We start from the raw sequence: 18,566 nt of genomic DNA on the forward strand, positions 1-18,566 counted from the left end.
GCGTTGCATTCCATTGCGGTTATGTAATGACTCGCGCCGCGCTGCGAAAGGATGAAAACACGCCAATTCTGGCCGTTTTTGTCAAGAGCTTGTCAGTTGACAGGTTTTTGTCAGTATCATTGCAGCGCAGCACGGAGAATCACATGAAACGCAGCGACCGGCTCTATGCATTGATGCAACGCCTCAAGGATGGCCGCCTGCACACAGCCGAGGCAATGGCACAGGATCTGGGTGTGTCGGTGCGCACGATCTATCGCGACATGGACACGCTCGCGGCCTTTGGCGTGCCCGTCGAAGGTGCGCGCGGATCTGGCTACACTGCGCAAGAGATGATCACCCTGCCGCCTCTGAACCTGACCCAAACAGAACTCGAAGCGCTCCATATCGGTCTTGCCGCTATCGGTGCGTCTGAAACCGAAGACCTTGCCAGCGCCGCCCGTGCCCTTGCAGACAAAATCGACGCGGTACTTCCCGAAGATGTGGGCACACCCGCTGGGAAATTCGGCTTTGCCACCTACCCCTTTGCCGAGGCAGCGCAGGGCTTTCGCCACATGCCCGCCTTCCGCAAGGCGATACGGGCCCGCCAGAAGTTGCGGTTGCGACTCGAGGGTGAGACCCAAACCCACACCGTCCGCCCGCTGCACCTTGATTACTGGGGACGCATCTGGACCTGCGTGGTCTGGGACGAGACCGACGAAACCTTCGCAACCTTCCGCATGGATCGCGTGACCGACCTCACGCCGCTGCCCGGCTTGTTCGTCGATGAGGTGGGCAAAACCCTGAAGGATTTTCATGCCTTGCAGTCTTGAGCGCAGAATGCTGCACTCGGTCCGGACGCGGAAGACCGCGCTGATGGGAGGACATCATGGGTTTGCGGTTCTTTTCCGATAAAAATCGGCCCGTTCATTTGGGGCCATTCCCGCTTGAACGTGCGGCACGCGGGCCAATGCCGGACCCTGCGTCAATCCCCTCTCATCCCGGCCTCAGCTTTCACCGACCCAAAGACCCGGCCTCGATCGTCAATGCCATGGGCGAGTATCAAGCGATGATGGACGCCATCCGCGACGGGTTTGTGAACAAGGTGCGCTCCACCTGCCCGCAAGATTTAACAGAGCGCGCCAATCATCTGAAAGCGTTTGGATATTTCTCAGACGCGACCATGGTCGGGATCGGCCCTTTATTGCCCGAGGCCCACCTGAATGAACCACGTCAAAATCCTGATATCGGCAGGTTGTCCAACGATCTGAAGACCCGCCAGACCAAGACATTGGCGTCAGGCATCGACATGATCATGGCCGACCTCAAAGAGTCGATGGAGGCCCCACCCAGCACCATCGACGGCCACCAGACCGTGCTGGTGTTTCTCTATGAAATTCCACGCGACCCGAAAGCCGGCGAAAGCGGGACCGAGTGGATCAATGACGCACAAGCCCACCGTGCCTGCCTACGTGCCACCGAAACCGCTGTTGTCATCGCCAATTACATCCGCCTGCTGGGATGGGACGCCAAGGCACATTCCGCCACCAGCACCGATGTGGACCTCAATCTCTGCACTGTTGCCGCAGGTCTCGCGTCGATGCAGGACCGCAAGCTGGAAAACCCTTGGCTCGGAGACCGTTTTGGTGTCGCTGTTGTCACTACCGCGCTGGAGCTTGCGCATGATGCCCCATTAGCAATCGAGCAGCCGAAATCCCTGACAAACGGTCTGGCGTGGAAGCTGGGCACAACATCAGCGCGGTCAGGGTTGAACACCAACCCGTTCGACAACCGCCGCTATGTCGATGGCCCACGTCCGTTCGAAACGCTCAAGCGCGTCGAAACACCCACGACCTATATCGACGAAGCCAACGTTGCGCGCGTGCCGAAACGCACCGATATGTTCGCTCGCGCGCAATTCGGAGATATGGGCAAAAAGCTGCAAGACGGCGCGAAAGGCGGCTATTATGCCCGCAAGGCCGCGCCCTCTTCTGCGCAGCGCCGGATGCTGGGCGCGTTTGTGCTTTTGCAAGACGGCCCACCATCCACCGATCCCGTTAAGCCGGATCCCCAGGCCCATGCCGACGCAATCAAGGCGACAGGATACTGGCTTGGCGTCGATGCTTTGGGGATCAGCCGGTGCCCCGACTGGACATGGTACAGCCACGACGCGCGTGGCGACGTGATCGACCCACCGCATGATCAGGCCATCAGCATCATCATCGACCAAGGCTACGAGACGATGGACGGCGCATCAGGCGACGACTGGATCAGCGTGGCGCAATCCATGCGGGCCTACCTGCGCTTCTCGTTGCTGGGCGGTGTTCTGGCCAAGCAAATCCGAAATCTGGGCTATTCAGCTAAGGCGCATACCGTGCTGGATGGTGAAGTGCTGCAACCGCCGCTTCTGCTGCTCTCTGGCCTTGGCGAAGTCAGCCGTATTGGCGAGGTCATCCTAAACCCGTTCCTTGGACCGCGCCTCAAGTCCGGTGTCGTCACCACCGATATGCCGCTGGCACATGACAAGCCCATCGACTTCGGCCTGCAGACCTTCTGCGAAAGCTGCAACAAATGCGCCCGTGAATGCCCCTCGGGGGCGATCACAGCCGGGCCAAAACTTATGTTCAACGGCTACGAGATCTGGAAATCCGACAGCCAGAAATGCGCCACCTACCGCATCACAACCGAAGGCGGTGCGATGTGTGGCCGCTGTATGAAAACCTGCCCGTGGAACCTCGAAGGGCTGTTTGCCGAAAAGCCATTCCGATGGGCTGCGATGAATGTACCCAAAGCCGCACCTCTGTTGGCCAAACTGGACGACGCCGCAGGGCGCGGTGGCCTGAACCCGGTAAAAAAATGGTGGTGGGACTTGGAGTTGCAGGAGAACGGCAGCTACGCGCCCACCAACCATCCGGTCAACGCGCGCGATCTGCAAAAGGGCCTCGACCTCAAATATGAAGACCAGACGTTGGCCGTCTACCCGGCCCCGCTGGCCCCGCACCCCTACCCATACCCCGACCCGATGGACCGCGAAGCCGGGATCGAGGCCTATACCAAGATGGTCAGTGCGGAGGCCCACAAAGCCCGGCTGGCCAAAGGCGACACGTCCCACCTGCACCGCCGCAAGGACGCCGCCGAAAGCCCTGTGGTTCCGGTTGTGGTCAGCAAGGTCGAGAAAATGTCGCCTTCTGTCACCAAGTACGAATTCCGCCATGTCGACGGGCATGACCTGCCGGAATGGGCGGCAGGCGGACATCTGGATCTGGTCGTCGCGCCGGAATTCCTGCGGCAATACTCCATGTCCGGCAACCCGGCGGACAGGTCGGTCTACCAGATCGGCGTCCTGCGCGAGGATCTGGGGCGCGGTGGGTCGGCGCTGCTACATCGCATCTTTGCCGAGGGGCGGCGCGTCTTCGTGTCCAAACCCATCAACCACTTCCCGCTGGTCGAGGATGCAACGTTCACATGGCTTATGGGCGGTGGCATCGGCGTCACTCCGATGATTGCCATGGCGCACCGCTTGTACGCTTTGGGGCGGCCCTTTGCGCTGCATTATTCGCTAAAAACCCGCGCCGAGGCGGGATATCTATTCGATTTGGCCAACATGCCCTGGGCCGACAAGGTACACATTCATGTCAGCGATGAAGGCACGCGCGTCGATCTGGATGGGGTGTTCCCCGACTATACGGACGGAGAGCATATTTACACTTGCGGACCTGATCTTTACATGAATTCGGTCATGGAAGCCGCTGAAAAAAAAGGGTTTCCAGAAGACTCAAAGCATCTCGAATACTTTGCCGTGCCCGAAGTGCCGGAGTACGAAAATCACGCCTTCACGCTTAAAATGACAGATGGGCGCAGCTTTCACGTACCAGCTGACAAGACCGCCACGGATGTGCTGAATGAAAACGGCGTATCAGTGGATGTGAAATGCTCGGATGGCATCTGCGGTGTGTGCAAGGCACGGATCGTCCGCGGTGCAGTCGAACACCGGGATTTCGTGCTGTCCAAAGCTCAGCGCAAAGATCACATCATCCTATGCCAATCGCGCGCAGCCGAGCCGGATGGAGAGATCACGATCGACTTGTAAGCGGCTGAAATCCTTTGAAGGATTTCACCAAACTCTTCGAAGAGTTTGGCTGCGCGACCCACCAATGGACCGCGCAGCCATGTGCCATTAGCTGTCGGCTTCGGGCATCAACCCCTCGGTCTGGGCCATTGCCAGTTCATCGGCATTGATAAGACCGTCGCCATCGGCATCCACCGCCATGAATGTGTCTGTCGTCACTTCGGGCAGGATGGCCTGCACCTCTTCATAGGACAGCATCCCATCCTGATTGGCATCAGCGGCCATGTAGTCTGCGGCCATCGCCACCACCGGCAGCGTGATCAGGCTTGCAGCGATCAGTCGGGTCAATGTCAGTGTCAGTGTCATGTTGGTCTCCCATTTGGTCCTGTTTTGCGAAGCACCGCGCTTTGCGGCCTTCACGAGGTATGAGCGCGAAACCGATGCTGGCGTCCCGCCCACCCATCCCTGCGGCACAGACCTGCCCAAACCCGCTCACGGACTGCGCAATCCGCCGCGCAATTTGGGCTGCGTTCCGCCATCGGCGGAAACCCCCGGGATGGTCGGGGATTTTCCCGCTGTCATACTTTGCGCCATGGACACAATGCACCTTACCCGATTGCGCGCGCGCGCCCGGCGCCTGACGCGCAGCCCGCAGGATGCCGAGGATCTTTGTCATGAGGTCTGTCTGGCCATTCTGGAACAAGAGGCATTGGGCGCACGGATTGCGCGCCCATTGCCCTATATGATGACCGCCTTGCGCCATGCCGCCAGCGCGCGGTCCCGCAGGATGGCACGCGAAACCCCGATGGAAGCTGAACACGAACCACAGGTCGAAGATGCGGCACTGGCTTGTCTGTGCTCACAAGTGCTGGCGCATATGGACCACCTACCCGCCCCAGACCGCGCCTTGTTGCGGCGGGTGGCGTTCGAGGGCGTCACCCCATCAGAGTTGGCCCAAGACATGGACGTTCCTGTCGGCACCATCATGTCCCGCCTCGCCCGCGCCCGAGCGCGATTGCGGGACGCCGCGGGGATTGCGTCGGTGTTTTGATTGGGGGCTCTGCCCCCGGCCTTCGGCCTCCCCCGAGGTATTTGAGGCCCAAAGAAGCGCAAAAAAAAGGGGGCCGCAGTGGCCCCCTTTGGAGTTTCGCTCGTCAAGCTCTCAAGTTGTACACCGCTCGGAATAATCTTGCCTGCGGCCCGACGCGCGTCAGAGGCGGGCGCACCCGCCTCGTGACTGGTTAATCCAAATTGTTGTTCCTGCTTCCATCTGGGTTCGAGCGAGGAATACGTCTTCCTTGTGGATCACGCACTACATGATAGTCAGGATGTTTGCCCCGTTCGATTTGATTGGCAAACTCGCCTCTCGTGATCTCGCCTTGTCCAGGAACCTTGAAGTGAGTGTTGAGACCACTCTCGCGCTCGCGCGAAACAGTGATGTTTTTCCTAGCCATAGTTTTCTCCTTGGCAGCTATCCACAATTGATCCACAGCAGAGTGGATTTCTTGTGGAGGAAAAGCAGAGCGCCATTGAATGCCTCTCACTGCGATGATCATGGTAGACAATCGCCCCGTTCGGGACGAAAGGCTTTGCACTTCGCTCGCTCTGATAAAGCGGAGTGCGAGCTGGGGCGCAGAAGTACCAGTTCTGCGCCCCAACCCTCAATCTCTTAGCTACACCCCGATGTCCCGCCGCAGGTGTTGCACTTCATGCAGGTGCCGTTGCGGACCAGCGTGTAGTTGCCGCAATCGCCGCAGGCCTCGCCTTCGTAGCCCTGCATCTTGGCCCGTGTGACTGCTGTCATGGCGGGCACCGATGTGCTTGCTCTGGCCGTTGCCACCGCTGTCGCCACGCCGCCGGTCTCGGGAACCAGCGTGTTCAATGCGGCCACCGCATCAACACCGCCGCCAAAGGCCACAGCCCCGGTCTGACCGCCCTGCAGCACGATCAGTTCCTGCGGCAGACGCTTGCGCAGATAACCGGTAGAGCTGATCTGCTTGAGCACTTCGAGAGACCGCGAGGCTGCCGTGTCAGAGAGTTCCTTGACGTTGGAAACGCCCTCTTCCTCGCCACGGCCCAGATCATCGAAAGACGCGCCTTCCGGCTTTACATGCGCCAGATCGGTGCGGTCCAGATAGCTGACCGCCAGTTCACGGAAGATGTAGTCGAGGATCGAGGTCGCGTTCTTGATGCTGTCATTGCCCTGCACCATGCCCGCCGGTTCGAACTTGGTGAAGGTGAAGGCATCGACGAACTCTTCCAGCGGCACGCCGTACTGAAGACCAACCGAAACCGCGATGGCAAAGTTGTTCATCATGGCGCGGAAGCCCGCACCTTCCTTGTGCATGTCGATGAAGATCTCGCCAAGGCTGCCGTCCTGATATTCACCCGTGCGCAGGTACACCTTGTGCCCACCGACAACCGCCTTTTGGGTGTAGCCCTTGCGGCGCTCCGGCATCTTTTCGCGGTGCGACTTCTGGATTTCCTTGATGATCACCTTTTCGACGATCTTCTCGGCCAGCACCTGCGCCTTTTCGGGCATGGAACCGGATTCAAGGATCTCTGCCGCGTCTTCATCATCTTCGACCAGTGCTGCCGCCAAAGGCTGGGACAGTTTGGAGCCGTCGCGGTACAGCGCGTTGGCCTTGGTGCCCAAGGACCAGCTCAGTTCGTAGGCCTTCTGGCAATCCTCGATGGTCGCATCGTTCGGCATGTTGATCGTCTTGGAGATCGCGCCCGAGATGAACGACTGCGCTGCTGCCATCATGGTGATGTGCGATTGCACCGACAGGAAACGCTTGCCCTTCTTGCCGCACGGGTTCGCGCAGTCAAAGACCGGGTAGTGTTCCACCTTCAGATGCGGAGCCCCTTCCAGCGTCATGGTTCCGCAGACGTGATCGTTTGCGGCGTCGATATCGGCTTTGGTATAGCCAAGGCTACGCAGCAGGTCGAAGGTCGGATCGTTCAGCTTATCCGCCGGGATGCCCAGCACTTCACGGCAGAACTCTTCGCCCAGGGTCCACTGGTTGAACACGAAGCGGATGTCGAAGGCCGAAGCCAGCGCCTTGTCGACCTTTTCCAACTGTGCCGGGCCAAAGCCGTGGCCTGCGAGCGAGGTGTGGTTGATCCCAGGCGCGTTGCCGATGGTGCCGTGGCCCACCGCGTAGGACACGATCTCTTCGATCTGTGCAGAACCGTAACCCAGCTTTTCAAGCGCGGCAGGAACCGACTGGTTGATGATCTTGAAGTAACCACCACCCGCGAGCTTTTTGAACTTCACCAGAGCGAAGTCCGGTTCGATCCCTGTGGTGTCGCAATCCATGACCAGGCCGATTGTGCCGGTCGGCGCGATCACTGTGGATTGCGCGTTGCGGTAGCCGTGCTTTTCCCCGAGGCGCAGTGCCTCGTCCCAGCTTGCCATTGCCAGATCGATCAGACGGCTGTCCGGGCAGTTGGCATGGTCCAATGCGACGGGCTTGACCGAAAGCTCTTCGTACCCATCCGTCGCACCGTAGGCGGCGTTGCGGTGGTTGCGGATGACGCGCAGCATGTGATCGGCGTTCTTCTTGTAGCCCGGGAACGGGCCCAACTCTCCGGCGATCTCGGCCGAAGTTGCATAGGACACACCGGTCATGATCGCGGTCAGCGCACCACAGAGCGCACGGCCCTCGTCGCTGTCATAGCTGAAACCCAGGTTCATCAGCAGGCCGCCGATGTTGGCATAGCCCAGACCCAGCGTGCGGAAGTCATACGAGCGCTGCGCGATTTCCTTGGACGGGAACTGCGCCATCATCACCGAGATTTCCAGCGTCAGAGTCCACAGACGTGTCGCGTGCATGTAGTCTTCGGACTGGAACTCGCCATCTTTAAGGAAGGTCAGCAAGTTCATCGACGCAAGGTTACACGCCGTGTCGTCAAGGAACATATATTCAGAGCACGGGTTCGAGCCGCGAATCTCGCCATCCGCCGGGCAAGTGTGCCATTCGTTCACAGTAGTGTGGAACTGAATGCCCGGATCGGCACAGGCCCAAGCGGCGTGACCCACGTCTTCCCAAAGGTCGCGCGCTTTGATGGTCTTGGCGACGCTGCCATCGGTGCGGCGGATCAGTTCCCAATCGGCGTCATCCTTGACCGCTTGAAGAAACGCATTGGTCACACGGATGGAGTTGTTCGAGTTCTGGCCCGAAACGCTGGCATAGGCCTCAGAGTCCCAATCTGTGTCATAGGTCGGGAATTCGATGCTGCTATAGCCCTGCCGTGCGTAATCCAGCACGCGCTTGATGTAGGTCTCGGGGATCATGACGTTCTTCGCTGCGCGAATTGCGTCTTTCAAGCCGTTGTTTTTCTTGGGGTCATAGGCGTCTTCTTCCAGCCCGTCCCACGCACCAATCGCCTTGAAGATCGCGTTGAGCATCTTCTCGTGCATCTTGGATCCGGCAACGATGCTTGCGACCTTCTGCTCTTCCTTGACCTTCCAGTTGATGAACTCTTCAATATCCGGGTGGTCGGCATCGCAGATCACCATCTTGGCTGCGCGGCGCGTGGTGCCGCCCGACTTGATGGCACCCGCAGCACGGTCACCGATCTTGAGGAAGCCCATGAGACCCGATGACTTGCCGCCGCCCGACAGCGGCTCATTGGCTGCGCGGAGTGACGAGAAGTTGGTGCCAGTGCCGGAGCCATACTTGAACAGACGCGCCTCGCGGACCCAGAGGTCCATGATCCCGCCATCACCGACCAGATCGTCTGCCACAGACTGAATGAAGCACGCATGGGGCTGCGGGTGCTCATAGGCCGAGGAGGATTTGGTCAACTCACCTGTCTTGTAATCAACATAGAAGTGGCCCTGGCTTGGGCCGTCGATGCCGTAGGCCCAGTGAAGACCGGTGTTGAACCACTGCGGGCTGTTCGGTGCGGCCTTTTGCGTGGCCAGCATGAAACGCATTTCATCATAATAGGATTGTGCGTCTTCTTCGGTTGTGAAGTAGCCGCCCTTCCAACCCCAATAGGTCCACGCGCCCGCCAGACGGTCGAACACCTGCTTGGACGAGGTTTCACCAGTGCGCGGTGTGTCGTCGCTTTCCGGAACCGACCGCCACAGAAAGCTGGGGACGTCCTTTTCCTTGACCTTTTTCAGCGCGACCGGAACGCCCGCCTTGCGGAAGTATTTTTGTGCGATGACATCGCTGGCAACCTGGCTCCAGCTGTTGGGAACTTCGACATTGTCGAGTTTGAACACCACGGACCCGTCAGGATTCCGAATTTCAGATGTGGTCGAGACGAACTCGAGCCCCGCATATGCATCCTGCCCAGACTTCGTAAATTTTCTTTCGATTTTCATCGCACCGGTCTCTTTTATCTGTGTGTACCCCAAGGCCCTGTTCAGGCCGCGATAGGCACGAGTTTTCCAGTCCCGCGCGCTGTCCGCGCAGGCAACCGCCTCAAAAGCTGTTAACCGGTATTCCCGTCCCTGTTGTCGGCCCAGACACTATATGTTGTGGTTGATCGCACCGACCCGCACAAACTGGCGGATATCTCACAGAGTCGTCAACACGTTTTTTGCACTTTTGGTCATAGATTTTGGGTTGACCAACCCAGAGGACACAACTGGTAGCGATTCAACTGTGGATGTCCGGTGTATAGGTCTGTGGATAAGTCAGGGACTGAAAAGTCAACGCTCCCAGAAAGTTATCCACAGCCATTCAGAAGCCGGTTCAACGCAGACTCTCGCATCGCGCGCGGCACCACACGCACTGATCCGATTCTGACCCCAGCGCTGCTGTTGCCAAGATCCCACGGACAAGCCGCATCAACCGTTAGCACCCATATGGCGAACGGTCGTGTCCAAGGTAAGAAAGGTAAATGGTCGGGACGGCAAGATTCGAACTTGCGACCTACGGTACCCAAAACCGTCGCGCTACCAGGCTGCGCTACGCCCCGACTGAGGGGTCGTTTAGCGACCGACGCCTGATTTGAAAAGCGGTTTTTTCCAACTCACTTCAGGAAGCACAGGGCCAAGCGGCCGTGTCGTCCGAAATTGAGGGATGTCTCATCTCTGTCCCGGCATCAATGCCCAGCCGATCGGCCATACCTGCATTGATTTCCAAGACAAATTGTATTTCGGATCCGCCCGGGATACCGGTCAGATCACCCGGGATGGCATTCTCGTGCACACGTTGCACAACACCACTTGCATCCGCAAAGATCATGTCGAGCGGGATCAACGTATTCTTCATCCAGAAAGAAACCGGTTGTTCGCGTTCATACACAAACAACATACCCTGCATCGCAGGCATGTTTTCGACGAACATCAAACCACGGCTGCGCAATTCAGGCGTGTCTGCGATATCGACGGAAACACGGGCTGACCCCCAGTCTCCCCGAAGATACACGACATCCTCTTGGCATTGCGTCTCTGCAGCGACCGCCGATGCGGTCGCGTATGCAAAAAAGACGCTTAGGACACACCACTTTCCCATGGAAGAACCTCGACCGCCATACGCCCTCGGCTGCTTTCGATCGAACGCAGCGCCAAGGCTTCTCCCGGAAACAAATCCGAAAGACCCGAACGGCGCAAGACCTCCACGTGAATGAAAATATCTTCCGAGCGGCCAAAGACATTGGCAAAGCCAAACCCTTTTGCCTTGTCGAACCACTTGACCCGTGCCGGCTGCAGTTCAGCTGACGCGATCTCTTCAGGTGTGACGCCACTGAAATCTTCCAGAGGCGCAATTCCCGATTGCGCTGGCGGTGTGATGTTCAAGACTTCAACGGCTTGCAGACCACGGCCCGTGGTCTGAACGACCACTTCAATCCGTGCGCCATCCGCGACTGACCCCTGCCCATAATTGCGAAGAACGTTTGCATGCAGCAGGATATCGGGGCCGCCCTCATCAGAGACCAGAAAACCGAAACCCTTTGCAGGATCAAACCACTTCACGTGACCGGCTATGCGCGAGTCAGGTTGCTGTGACTGTTCCACGATCGTATCCAACTTCAAATTCCCAACAATAGTTTGCGACGCCCCGACCGATGTTGCAAGTATAAGAAAAACTGAGGTTATTTCACCCCCACAATTCACGTGACGTGAATGTCAAGGATTTAACCTGCTGATTTTCCAAGAAACTTTTTCATCGGCCCGTTCCCAGCGGAAACGGTCATGTAATCGAAATGCACCATCTGCCCAAAATTCAATCTCGGTGGGGCGGATGCGAAAGCCTCCCCAGAACGGCGGCCTGGGCGGATTTGGACCAAGCTTGGCAGTGGTCTTTGCAACTTCGGCCATAAGCTCGGTGCGCGATCCGAGTGGCTGAGATTGCTGCGAGGCCCATGCGCCAAGCCGACTCTTGAGCGACCGCGACGCGTAATAGGCATCCGCCTTTTCACCGTCCTCACGGCTCACCAGCCCACGAACCCGGATCTGCCGATGCAAAGATTTCCAGTGCAGGACAAATGCAGCCTTTCCGGCGGCCTCGATCTCCTGCCCCTTGCGGCTGTCGTAATTCGTATAGAACACGAACGCATCCGCCTCGATCTCTTTCAGAAGCACCATGCGGACATTTGGCATGCCACCGGCATCCACTGTCGACAAAGCAATGGCATTCGGATCATTGATCTCGGCCACCTCAGCTTCAGACAACCAGCGGCGCGCGATCTCGAAAGGATCGTCGCCCGCGAAAATTCCCGTGCGATCACTCATCGTCATCTCCCACTAGCAGGCGCGCCCTACGGAGAACGCGTAAAAATGTCTACACCCATTTCGTGTCAGGCAAACACCCGCACGCCACTCTTGGATTCACAGCCTTGCCGGGCCAGCGTCCATCGCCTAAACGAAAGAACACCAACAGCAGAGGGCGGGGCATCATGAAAAGCGAAATAATGGCCGGAAAGCGCGGGCTTATCATGGGCCTGGCCAATGATAAATCCATCGCATGGGGGATTGCGCGAAATCTCGCTGACGCGGGTGCACAGCTTGCTTTCTCTTATCAAGGCGAAGCGCTCAAGAAACGCGTTGATCCGCTGGCAGCCCAACTTGGCTCGGACATCGTTCTGCCCTGCGACGTGAGCGACGGCGCGTCGATTGATTCCCTCTTCGACGATTTGAAGACGCGATGGGACACCCTCGACTTCGTGGTGCATGCCATAGGCTTTTCCGACAAGTCCGAACTGCGCGGGCGCTATGTCGACACCAGCCGCGACAATTTCATGATGACAATGGACATCTCGGTCTACTCCTTCACCGCAGTAATGCAGCGCGCCGAAAAGATGATGACCAATGGCGGCGCGGCCCTGACGATGACCTATTACGGTGCCGAACGGATCATGCCCCATTATAATGTGATGGGCGTGGCCAAAGCGGCGCTGGAATCTTCGGTCCGTTATCTCGCCGAAGACCTCGGCAAAGACGGCATCCGCGTCAACGCCATCAGCGCAGGCCCGATCAAGACGCTGGCCGCCTCTGGCATTGGCGACTTCCGCTACATCATGAAATGGAACGAATACAACTCGCCGCTGCGCCGCAACGTGACCATCGACGACGTGGGCAAATCTGCACTCTACCTGCTGTCCGATCTCGGATCCGGTGTGACCGGCGAAACCCACCATGTCGATGCAGGTTACCACGTTGTCGGAATGAAGGCGGTCGATGCACCGGACATGAGCAAAGAGTAACGGATGACCACGGCCCAGCTCATCGCGTTCAACCTGACCCTGCTGGCCGCAATGGCGGCCCCCGGCCCAGCCCTGCTTTATGCCCTGCGCCAGTCGGTGGCGGGTGGGTTTGTTGCAGGTGTCGCCACCGGCGCGGGCCTCGGTCTGATGGCGGCGCTCTGGACCGCCGCCGCGCTTCTTGGCCTGAACGCCGTCTTTGCGCTGGTGCCTTGGGCGTACCTTGTGCTCAAGACCGCTGGCGCGCTCTACCTGATCTGGATCGCGATCCAACTCTGGCGCAACGCTCACCAACCCGTCTCGGACAGTGCCCACCCAGGAGCGCGCGCTTTTCTCGGTGGGATGCTCGTCAACCTTGCCAATCCGAAATCCGTGCTGTTTGCCGGTGCTGTTCTAGTGGTGATCTTTCCACCTGACCTGAGCCCGGGCACAAAGGCGCTGATCGTCGCCAACCATTTCATTGTCGAACTCATCGTCTACACCCTCTTCGCCGCCTGCCTCTCCAGCGCCCCCGCTCGCGCCGGATATCTGCGCCTGAAACCCATTGTCGACCGCGCCGCTTCTGTCATCCTTGGCGCGCTCGGCCTGCGTCTGCTCTTCGGCCGCTGACCCCACAAAGGAGCCAACCATGACCGACCGCCTGCCCCACGAAAAAGGATTCCACGTCAGCTGGGATCAACTGCACCGCGATGCCCGCGCCCTCGCGTGGCGGCTTCAAGGCGAAGGCCCAGACGAAGGCGGCTGGCGCGCCGTGGTCGCCATCACGCGCGGCGGCATGGCGCCCGCGATGATCGTCGCCCGAGAATTGGACATCCGCATGGTCGATACAATCAGCGTCAAAAGCTACAATCATCAGACACAGGCCGAACCAAAGGTCATAAAATCCCCCGATATGGACGTGGTCGGCGATGGCACTGGCGTGCTGGTGGTGGACGATCTGGTCGATACCGGCCGCACACTCGAAGTGGTGCGCAAACACATGCCCAAAGCCCATATCGCCACTGTCTATGCAAAACCAATGGGCCGCCCGCAGGTCAACACCTTCATCACCGAAGTCAGCCAGGACACTTGGATTTTCTTCCCGTGGGACATGGCGCTGCAATATGTCGAACCCTATCGCGGGAAAGACTGACCCTGCTTCTTTGGGCTCCAAATACCTCGGGGTGAGGCCGAAGGCCGAGGGGCAGCGCCCCTGAAGACAACAAATAAGCGCGCCGCAGGCGCTCAATGTGGAAAGACACGCATGACCTCACGCACCCAGACCACATTCGCCCCTCCGGTGATGGAAGCCCGTCGCTGGCTTGACGGTGTCACGTTCCCCGACAACCAGCCGCTGATCAACGTAAGCCAGGCCGCGCCCGTTGAACCGCCACCCGCACCCCTGCGCGCTGCCATGGCCGACGCGCTGGAGCTACCAGAAACCCATCTTTACGGCCCCGTGCTGGGCCTGCCCGCCCTGCGCGCCGAACTCAGCGCGCAATGGTCGACGCATTACAATGGCACCGCACGCCCGGATCAGGTCGCCATAACCTCTGGCTGCAACCAAGCCTTTGCTGCGATCATCACGGCGATCTGCACCGAAGCGGATGAGGTTATCCTGCCAACCCCTTGGTACTTCAACCATAAAATGTGGCTCGACATGTCAGGTGTCACCGCCGTGGCCCTGCCCACAGGCACCGATCTGATCCCCGATGCAAAGGCCGCCCGCGCCCTGATCACGCCGCGCACCCGCGCCATCGCGCTTGTCTCGCCAAACAATCCCGGTGGCGTCGAATACCCGGCAGAGACACTGACCGCGTTCTTCAACCTCGCCCGCGAGACAGGCATCAAACTGATTGTCGATGAAACCTACCGCGATTTCGACAGCAGACCGACCCCGCCGCATAGCCTTTTGTCCGATCCGAACTGGGACGACACGTTGATCCAGCTCTACTCCTTCTCCAAGGCATACCGACTGACGGGTCATCGCGTGGGCGCGATCATTACGGCCCCCCCCCTGTTGGCCGAGGTCGAGAAATTCCTCGACACCGTTGCCATCTGCCCGTCGCAGCTTGGACAGCGTGCCGCTCTTTGGGGGCTGCAGAATTTGCGCGATTGGCTTGCGGGTGAACGCGACGAGATCCTCGACCGCCGCGCGGCGATCCATGACCACATGCCCCTGATCTCAGCCAAAGGCTGGCGGCTGATGGGCTGTGGCGCGTATTTCGCCTACCTTGAACACCCGTTCGCCGAAAGCAGCGCTGCCCTTGCCCCGAAACTCGTACAAGAAATCGGCGTGCTCGCCCTGCCCGGCACAATGTTCACACCCGAACACGACCCCAACGGCGCGCGGCAATTCCGTGTCGCCTTTGCCAATGTGGACCGGGCCGGGATCGAAGCACTGTTCACCCGTCTGGCCAGCCTCGACTGGCCCCTTGCGACCCCAGTCTCTGCCGCGTAGACACGTCGCACGAAATCACACCTAAGCAAGGGGCACACCTGCATGGCCATGGGCAAAGGCAAGCTGTCGAAGACCTTCATCTGGATTCTGATGGGGCTTCTCATCGTCGGCCTTGCGGGGTTCGGTGCAACCAGCCTGTCTGGCACAGCGCGCAGCGTTGCCACGGTCGGCAATAAGGAAGTGTCCACCGACGCGTACCTGCGCAGCCTGCGCACCGAAATCAACGCTTTTGCGGCCCAAGCCGGCCGCGCTGTCCCGATGTCCGAAGCGCAAATGCTGGGGATCGACCGTCAGGTGTTGTCACAACTGGTCACCGCCCGCGGCCTCGACAACGAAGCGGCCCGCATCGGCCTGTCTGTCGGCGACGATCTGGTGGCCGAGCAATTGCTGCAAGTGCCGTCCTTTCAGGGGGCAGACGGCAGCTTCAACCGCGAAGCCTATAGCTTTGCCCTGCGCAACCAAGGCCTGTCCGAATCCGAGTTCGAGGAACAGCTGCGCGACGATACTGCTCGCACCATCCTGCAAAGCGCGCTGATCGCGGGCAACACTCTGCCCGACACCTATATCGACACGCTGCTGTCCTATACGGGCGAAACCCGCGATTTCACATGGGCGCGCCTGACCGGATCAAACCTGCAAACCGGCTTACCGGAACCGTCAGAGGCTGATCTGCAAGCGTATTATGACGACAATATCGACCGCTACACCCTGCCCGAACTGCGCGACATCACATACGCGTGGATCACCCCCGAGATGATCGTCGACACCGTCGAGGTTGATGAAGCAACGCTGCGCGCGTCCTATGACGAACGGTTCGACGAGTTCAATTTGCCGGAACGCCGTCTGACCGAACGTCTGGTCTTCAGCACCGAAGAGGCTGCCACCGAAGCGCTGGCACGGCTGGGCGATGATTTCAGCTTCGAAGACCTTGTTGCCGAACGCGGCCTGACGCTCCCCGATGTGGATATGGGCGACGTCACCCAAGACGCACTGGGCGCGGCCGCCGACGGCGTTTTCAGCGCCGAGACCGGAGAGGTGGTGGGCCCGCTTCCCTCCAACCTTGGACCCGCCCTCTTCCGCATCAACGCTGTGCTCGACGCCCAGACCACGTCGTTCGAAGAGGCCCGACCCGACCTGCGCGGCGAACTCGCACTTGTTCGCGCACGCCGCGTGATCGAAACCCTTGCACAGACCATCGATGATGAACTTGCCGCAGGGGCCACACTGGAAGAGATCGCCGAGACCACTGAGGCGCAACTGGGCCAGATCGACTGGTTCCCCGGCGCCGATGGCGACATCGCGGCATATGACGCGTTCCGCGACGCCGCTGGTCAGCTTGGCGAAGGCGACTTCCCCGAAGTGTTCCAGCTTGGCGATGGTGGTGTGTTTGCGATGCGCCTCAACCGCATCCAGCCACCTGCACCACAGCCCATAGAAGATGTGATCGACCAAGTGCGCCAAGGGTGGGACACGCGCGAACAAACCGCGCAACTCATGGCACAAGCCGAAGATCTGTCTGCATCTGTCGCCAATGGCAGCAGCTTCGAAGACCTGAACCTTGCGCCGCAGTCCGAAACCGGGCTGGGCCGCAACGCCCAGATCGCCGATCTGCCGATTGGCCTGCTGACAGCCGTGTTCGAAATGGGCGTCGGTGACACACGTGCTGTGGCCGGTATCGGAGACGTGGTCCTGATGCGCCTTGACGCCATCACCCCGGTCGATCGCAGCGATGGCGATATCGAAATGCTGGCGCAAGCCCTGCGCAATCAGGCCTCCAACAGCATCGCCGAAGACCTGTTCCGCGCCTTTGCAACCGACGTGCAGCAACGCGCCGGGGTCGAAATCAACCAACCCGCGATCAACGCGGTCCACGCCTTGATCCAGTAAGACTGATGGCCATCCTGACACCCGATTTCGACAGCTTCGCCCGCGCCTTCGAGGCCGGTGAGAACCAGGTTGTCTATGCCCGCCTTGCCGCTGATCTCGACACTCCGGTGTCACTGATGCTGAAACTCACGGGCGCGGCCAAAGACGCCTTCGTGCTGGAAAGCGTCACAGGTGGAGAGGTGCGCGGACGCTATTCGATCATCGGCATGAAACCCGATGTGATCTGGCAGTGCCACGGCACGCAAAGCCGCATCAACCGCGCCGCGCGCTACGATCCTGACGCGTTCGAGCCACAGGACGGCGATCCGCTGACCACATTGCGGGCTCTTATCGCAGAGTCCAAGATCGGCCTGCCCGACGACCTGCCACAGGCCGCGGCCGGCCTCTTCGGCTATCTCGGCTATGATATGATCCGGCTGGTCGAACACCTGCCCAACATCAACCCCGATCCGCTGGGCCTGCCCGATGCGGTGATGATGCGGCCCTCAGTGGTCGCCGTTCTGGACGGCGTCAAAGGCGAGGTAACGGTCGTCTCTCCCGCATGGGTCACCGATGGGCTGTCCGCCCGTGCCGCGTACGCTCAGGCCGCTGAACGGGTTATGGACGCCGTGCGCGACCTCGAACGCGCCCTGCCGCAACAGGCCCGCGAAATAGGCGACGCCGCCGACATCCCGGCCCCGGTGTCGAACTTCACCCATGATGGCTACAAACAGGCGGTCGAAAAGGCCAAGGACTACATCCGTGCCGGCGACATCTTCCAAGTGGTGCCCGCACAGCGCTGGACGCAGGATTTCCCCTTGCCGCCCTTCGCGCTGTACCGTTCCCTGCGCCGAACCAACCCGTCGCCCTTCATGTTCTACTTCAATTTCGGTGGCTTTCAGGTGATCGGCGCGAGCCCAGAAATCCTCGTCCGCGTCTTCGGCGGCGAAGTCACCATCCGCCCCATCGCCGGCACCCGCCCACGCGGCGCAACACCTGCCGAGGACGACGCGCTCGAAGCCGATCTTCTGGCAGATGCCAAGGAATGCGCCGAACACCTGATGCTGCTTGATCTGGGCCGCAACGATGTGGGCCGTGTTGCGAAAATCGGCACCGTGCACCCGACCGAAAAATTCATCATCGAACGCTACAGCCACGTCATGCATATCGTCTCGAACGTGGTGGGCGAACTCAGCCCCGAACATGATGCGCTTTCAGCACTTCTGGCAGGCCTGCCCGCAGGCACAGTCTCGGGCGCACCCAAAGTCCGCGCGATGGAGATCATCGACGAACTGGAGCCCGAAAAGCGTGGCATCTATGGTGGCGGCGTCGGATATTTCAGTGCCGGTGGCGACATGGACATGTGCATCGCCCTGCGCACCGCACTGGTGAAGGACAAAAAGCTGTATATTCAGGCCGGTGGTGGCGTCGTCTACGACAGCGACCCCGAGGCCGAATATCAGGAAACCATCCACAAATCGAACGCGATCCGCCGCGCCGCCGCCGACGCCGCCCGCTTCACCGGCAACGGCAATTCCTGACCTGCGG

15 protein-coding genes and 1 tRNA gene are annotated in these 18,566 nt (G+C 59.7%); 9 read left to right on the top strand and 7 right to left on the bottom strand.

Features of this window, described 5'->3' with window-relative positions; all coding sequences use genetic code 11:
* Positions 1–143 precede the first annotated feature (143 nt).
* Together MCRY_RS11350 and MCRY_RS11355 are read left to right on the top strand one after the other, a co-directional pair.
* Positions 144–809, top strand: coding sequence for a helix-turn-helix transcriptional regulator (locus MCRY_RS11350; protein ID WP_085629914.1), 666 nt, complete (start codon positions 144–146; stop codon positions 807–809).
* Positions 810–865: 56 nt separating this feature from the next.
* Positions 866–4,066: a reductive dehalogenase gene (locus tag MCRY_RS11355; protein WP_085629915.1), complete on the top strand. Its 3,201-nt coding sequence runs from the start codon at positions 866–868 to the stop codon at positions 4,064–4,066.
* 87 nt (positions 4,067–4,153) lie between these two features.
* On the opposite strand, the gene MCRY_RS11360 is transcribed toward MCRY_RS11355, so the two are convergent.
* A complete protein-coding gene (locus tag MCRY_RS11360; protein WP_085629917.1) occupies positions 4,154–4,411 on the bottom strand; it encodes an EF-hand domain-containing protein in 258 nt (85 codons plus the stop codon).
* A 235-nt stretch (positions 4,412–4,646) separates the two neighbouring features.
* On the opposite strand from MCRY_RS11360, the gene MCRY_RS11365 reads away from it, so the two are divergent.
* Entirely contained in the window at positions 4,647–5,096 is a 450-nt protein-coding gene (locus MCRY_RS11365) for an RNA polymerase sigma factor (RefSeq protein WP_176234506.1), read from the top strand.
* A gap of 190 nt (positions 5,097–5,286) precedes the next feature.
* On the opposite strand, the gene MCRY_RS11370 is transcribed toward MCRY_RS11365, so the two are convergent.
* The 6 genes from MCRY_RS11370 to pdxH all read right to left on the bottom strand — a co-directional run bounded on the left by MCRY_RS11370 (position 5,287) and on the right by pdxH (position 11,744).
* Positions 5,287–5,601: a DUF3892 domain-containing protein gene (locus tag MCRY_RS11370; protein ID WP_203276007.1), complete on the bottom strand. Its 315-nt coding sequence runs from the start codon at positions 5,599–5,601 to the stop codon at positions 5,287–5,289.
* 113 nt (positions 5,602–5,714) lie between these two features.
* On the bottom strand, positions 5,715–9,386 hold the full coding sequence (locus MCRY_RS11375) for a vitamin B12-dependent ribonucleotide reductase (protein WP_085629921.1): 3,672 nt from the start codon (positions 9,384–9,386) through the stop codon (positions 5,715–5,717).
* A gap of 522 nt (positions 9,387–9,908) precedes the next feature.
* A tRNA-Pro gene (locus MCRY_RS11380) sits at positions 9,909–9,985 on the bottom strand.
* A gap of 59 nt (positions 9,986–10,044) precedes the next feature.
* Positions 10,045–10,437, bottom strand: coding sequence for a DUF192 domain-containing protein (locus MCRY_RS11385; RefSeq protein ID WP_409645242.1), 393 nt, complete (start codon positions 10,435–10,437; stop codon positions 10,045–10,047).
* Positions 10,438–10,502: 65 nt separating this feature from the next.
* Entirely contained in the window at positions 10,503–11,027 is a 525-nt protein-coding gene (locus tag MCRY_RS11390) for a cold-shock protein (protein WP_138488148.1), read from the bottom strand.
* 111 nt (positions 11,028–11,138) lie between these two features.
* Positions 11,139–11,744: a pyridoxamine 5'-phosphate oxidase gene (pdxH, locus tag MCRY_RS11395; protein ID WP_085629925.1), complete on the bottom strand. Its 606-nt coding sequence runs from the start codon at positions 11,742–11,744 to the stop codon at positions 11,139–11,141.
* 164 nt (positions 11,745–11,908) lie between these two features.
* On the opposite strand from pdxH, the gene fabI reads away from it, so the two are divergent.
* From fabI to trpE, 6 genes are all read left to right on the top strand, one after another.
* Positions 11,909–12,715 carry an enoyl-ACP reductase FabI gene (fabI, locus tag MCRY_RS11400; RefSeq protein ID WP_085629927.1) on the top strand — a complete coding sequence of 269 codons (807 nt, stop codon included), beginning with the start codon at positions 11,909–11,911 and terminating at the stop codon, positions 12,713–12,715.
* A gap of 3 nt (positions 12,716–12,718) precedes the next feature.
* Entirely contained in the window at positions 12,719–13,321 is a 603-nt protein-coding gene (locus MCRY_RS11405) for a LysE family translocator (RefSeq protein WP_085629929.1), read from the top strand.
* A gap of 19 nt (positions 13,322–13,340) precedes the next feature.
* Positions 13,341–13,844, top strand: coding sequence for a xanthine phosphoribosyltransferase (gene gpt / locus MCRY_RS11410; RefSeq protein ID WP_085629931.1), 504 nt, complete (start codon positions 13,341–13,343; stop codon positions 13,842–13,844).
* A 111-nt stretch (positions 13,845–13,955) separates the two neighbouring features.
* Positions 13,956–15,152, top strand: a complete 1,197-nt coding sequence (locus MCRY_RS11415; protein ID WP_085629933.1) for an aminotransferase — start codon at positions 13,956–13,958, stop codon at positions 15,150–15,152.
* A 42-nt stretch (positions 15,153–15,194) separates the two neighbouring features.
* Positions 15,195–17,039 (top strand): peptidyl-prolyl cis-trans isomerase, encoded by a 1,845-nt coding sequence (locus MCRY_RS11420; protein WP_085629935.1) that lies wholly within the window; start codon positions 15,195–15,197, stop codon positions 17,037–17,039.
* Positions 17,040–17,044: 5 nt separating this feature from the next.
* Positions 17,045–18,559 (top strand): anthranilate synthase component I, encoded by a 1,515-nt coding sequence (gene trpE, locus MCRY_RS11425; RefSeq protein WP_085629937.1) that lies wholly within the window; start codon positions 17,045–17,047, stop codon positions 18,557–18,559.
* The last annotated feature ends 7 nt before the right edge of the window (positions 18,560–18,566 follow it).

Source organism: Marivita cryptomonadis (genome assembly GCF_002115725.1).
GTDB lineage: Bacteria > Pseudomonadota > Alphaproteobacteria > Rhodobacterales > Rhodobacteraceae > Marivita > Marivita cryptomonadis.

Bases quoted from the DNA above. Each gene is read 5' to 3' on its own strand.
- fabI (WP_085629927.1), top strand. From the start codon at position 11,909: ATGAAAAGCGAAATAATGGCCGGAAAGCGCGGGCTTATCATGGGCCTG.
- MCRY_RS11420 (WP_085629935.1), top strand. From the start codon at position 15,195: ATGGCCATGGGCAAAGGCAAGCTGTCGAAGACCTTCATCTGGATTCTG.
- MCRY_RS11370 (WP_203276007.1), bottom strand. From the start codon at position 5,601: ATGATCATCGCAGTGAGAGGCATTCAATGGCGCTCTGCTTTTCCTCCA.
- trpE (WP_085629937.1), top strand. From the start codon at position 17,045: ATGGCCATCCTGACACCCGATTTCGACAGCTTCGCCCGCGCCTTCGAG.
- MCRY_RS11415 (WP_085629933.1), top strand. From the start codon at position 13,956: ATGACCTCACGCACCCAGACCACATTCGCCCCTCCGGTGATGGAAGCC.
- gpt (WP_085629931.1), top strand. From the start codon at position 13,341: ATGACCGACCGCCTGCCCCACGAAAAAGGATTCCACGTCAGCTGGGAT.
- MCRY_RS11360 (WP_085629917.1), bottom strand. From the start codon at position 4,411: ATGACACTGACACTGACATTGACCCGACTGATCGCTGCAAGCCTGATC.
- MCRY_RS11405 (WP_085629929.1), top strand. From the start codon at position 12,719: ATGACCACGGCCCAGCTCATCGCGTTCAACCTGACCCTGCTGGCCGCA.
- MCRY_RS11355 (WP_085629915.1), top strand. From the start codon at position 866: ATGGGTTTGCGGTTCTTTTCCGATAAAAATCGGCCCGTTCATTTGGGG.
- MCRY_RS11365 (WP_176234506.1), top strand. From the start codon at position 4,647: ATGCACCTTACCCGATTGCGCGCGCGCGCCCGGCGCCTGACGCGCAGC.
- MCRY_RS11375 (WP_085629921.1), bottom strand. From the start codon at position 9,386: ATGAAAATCGAAAGAAAATTTACGAAGTCTGGGCAGGATGCATATGCG.
- MCRY_RS11350 (WP_085629914.1), top strand. From the start codon at position 144: ATGAAACGCAGCGACCGGCTCTATGCATTGATGCAACGCCTCAAGGAT.
- pdxH (WP_085629925.1), bottom strand. From the start codon at position 11,744: ATGAGTGATCGCACGGGAATTTTCGCGGGCGACGATCCTTTCGAGATC.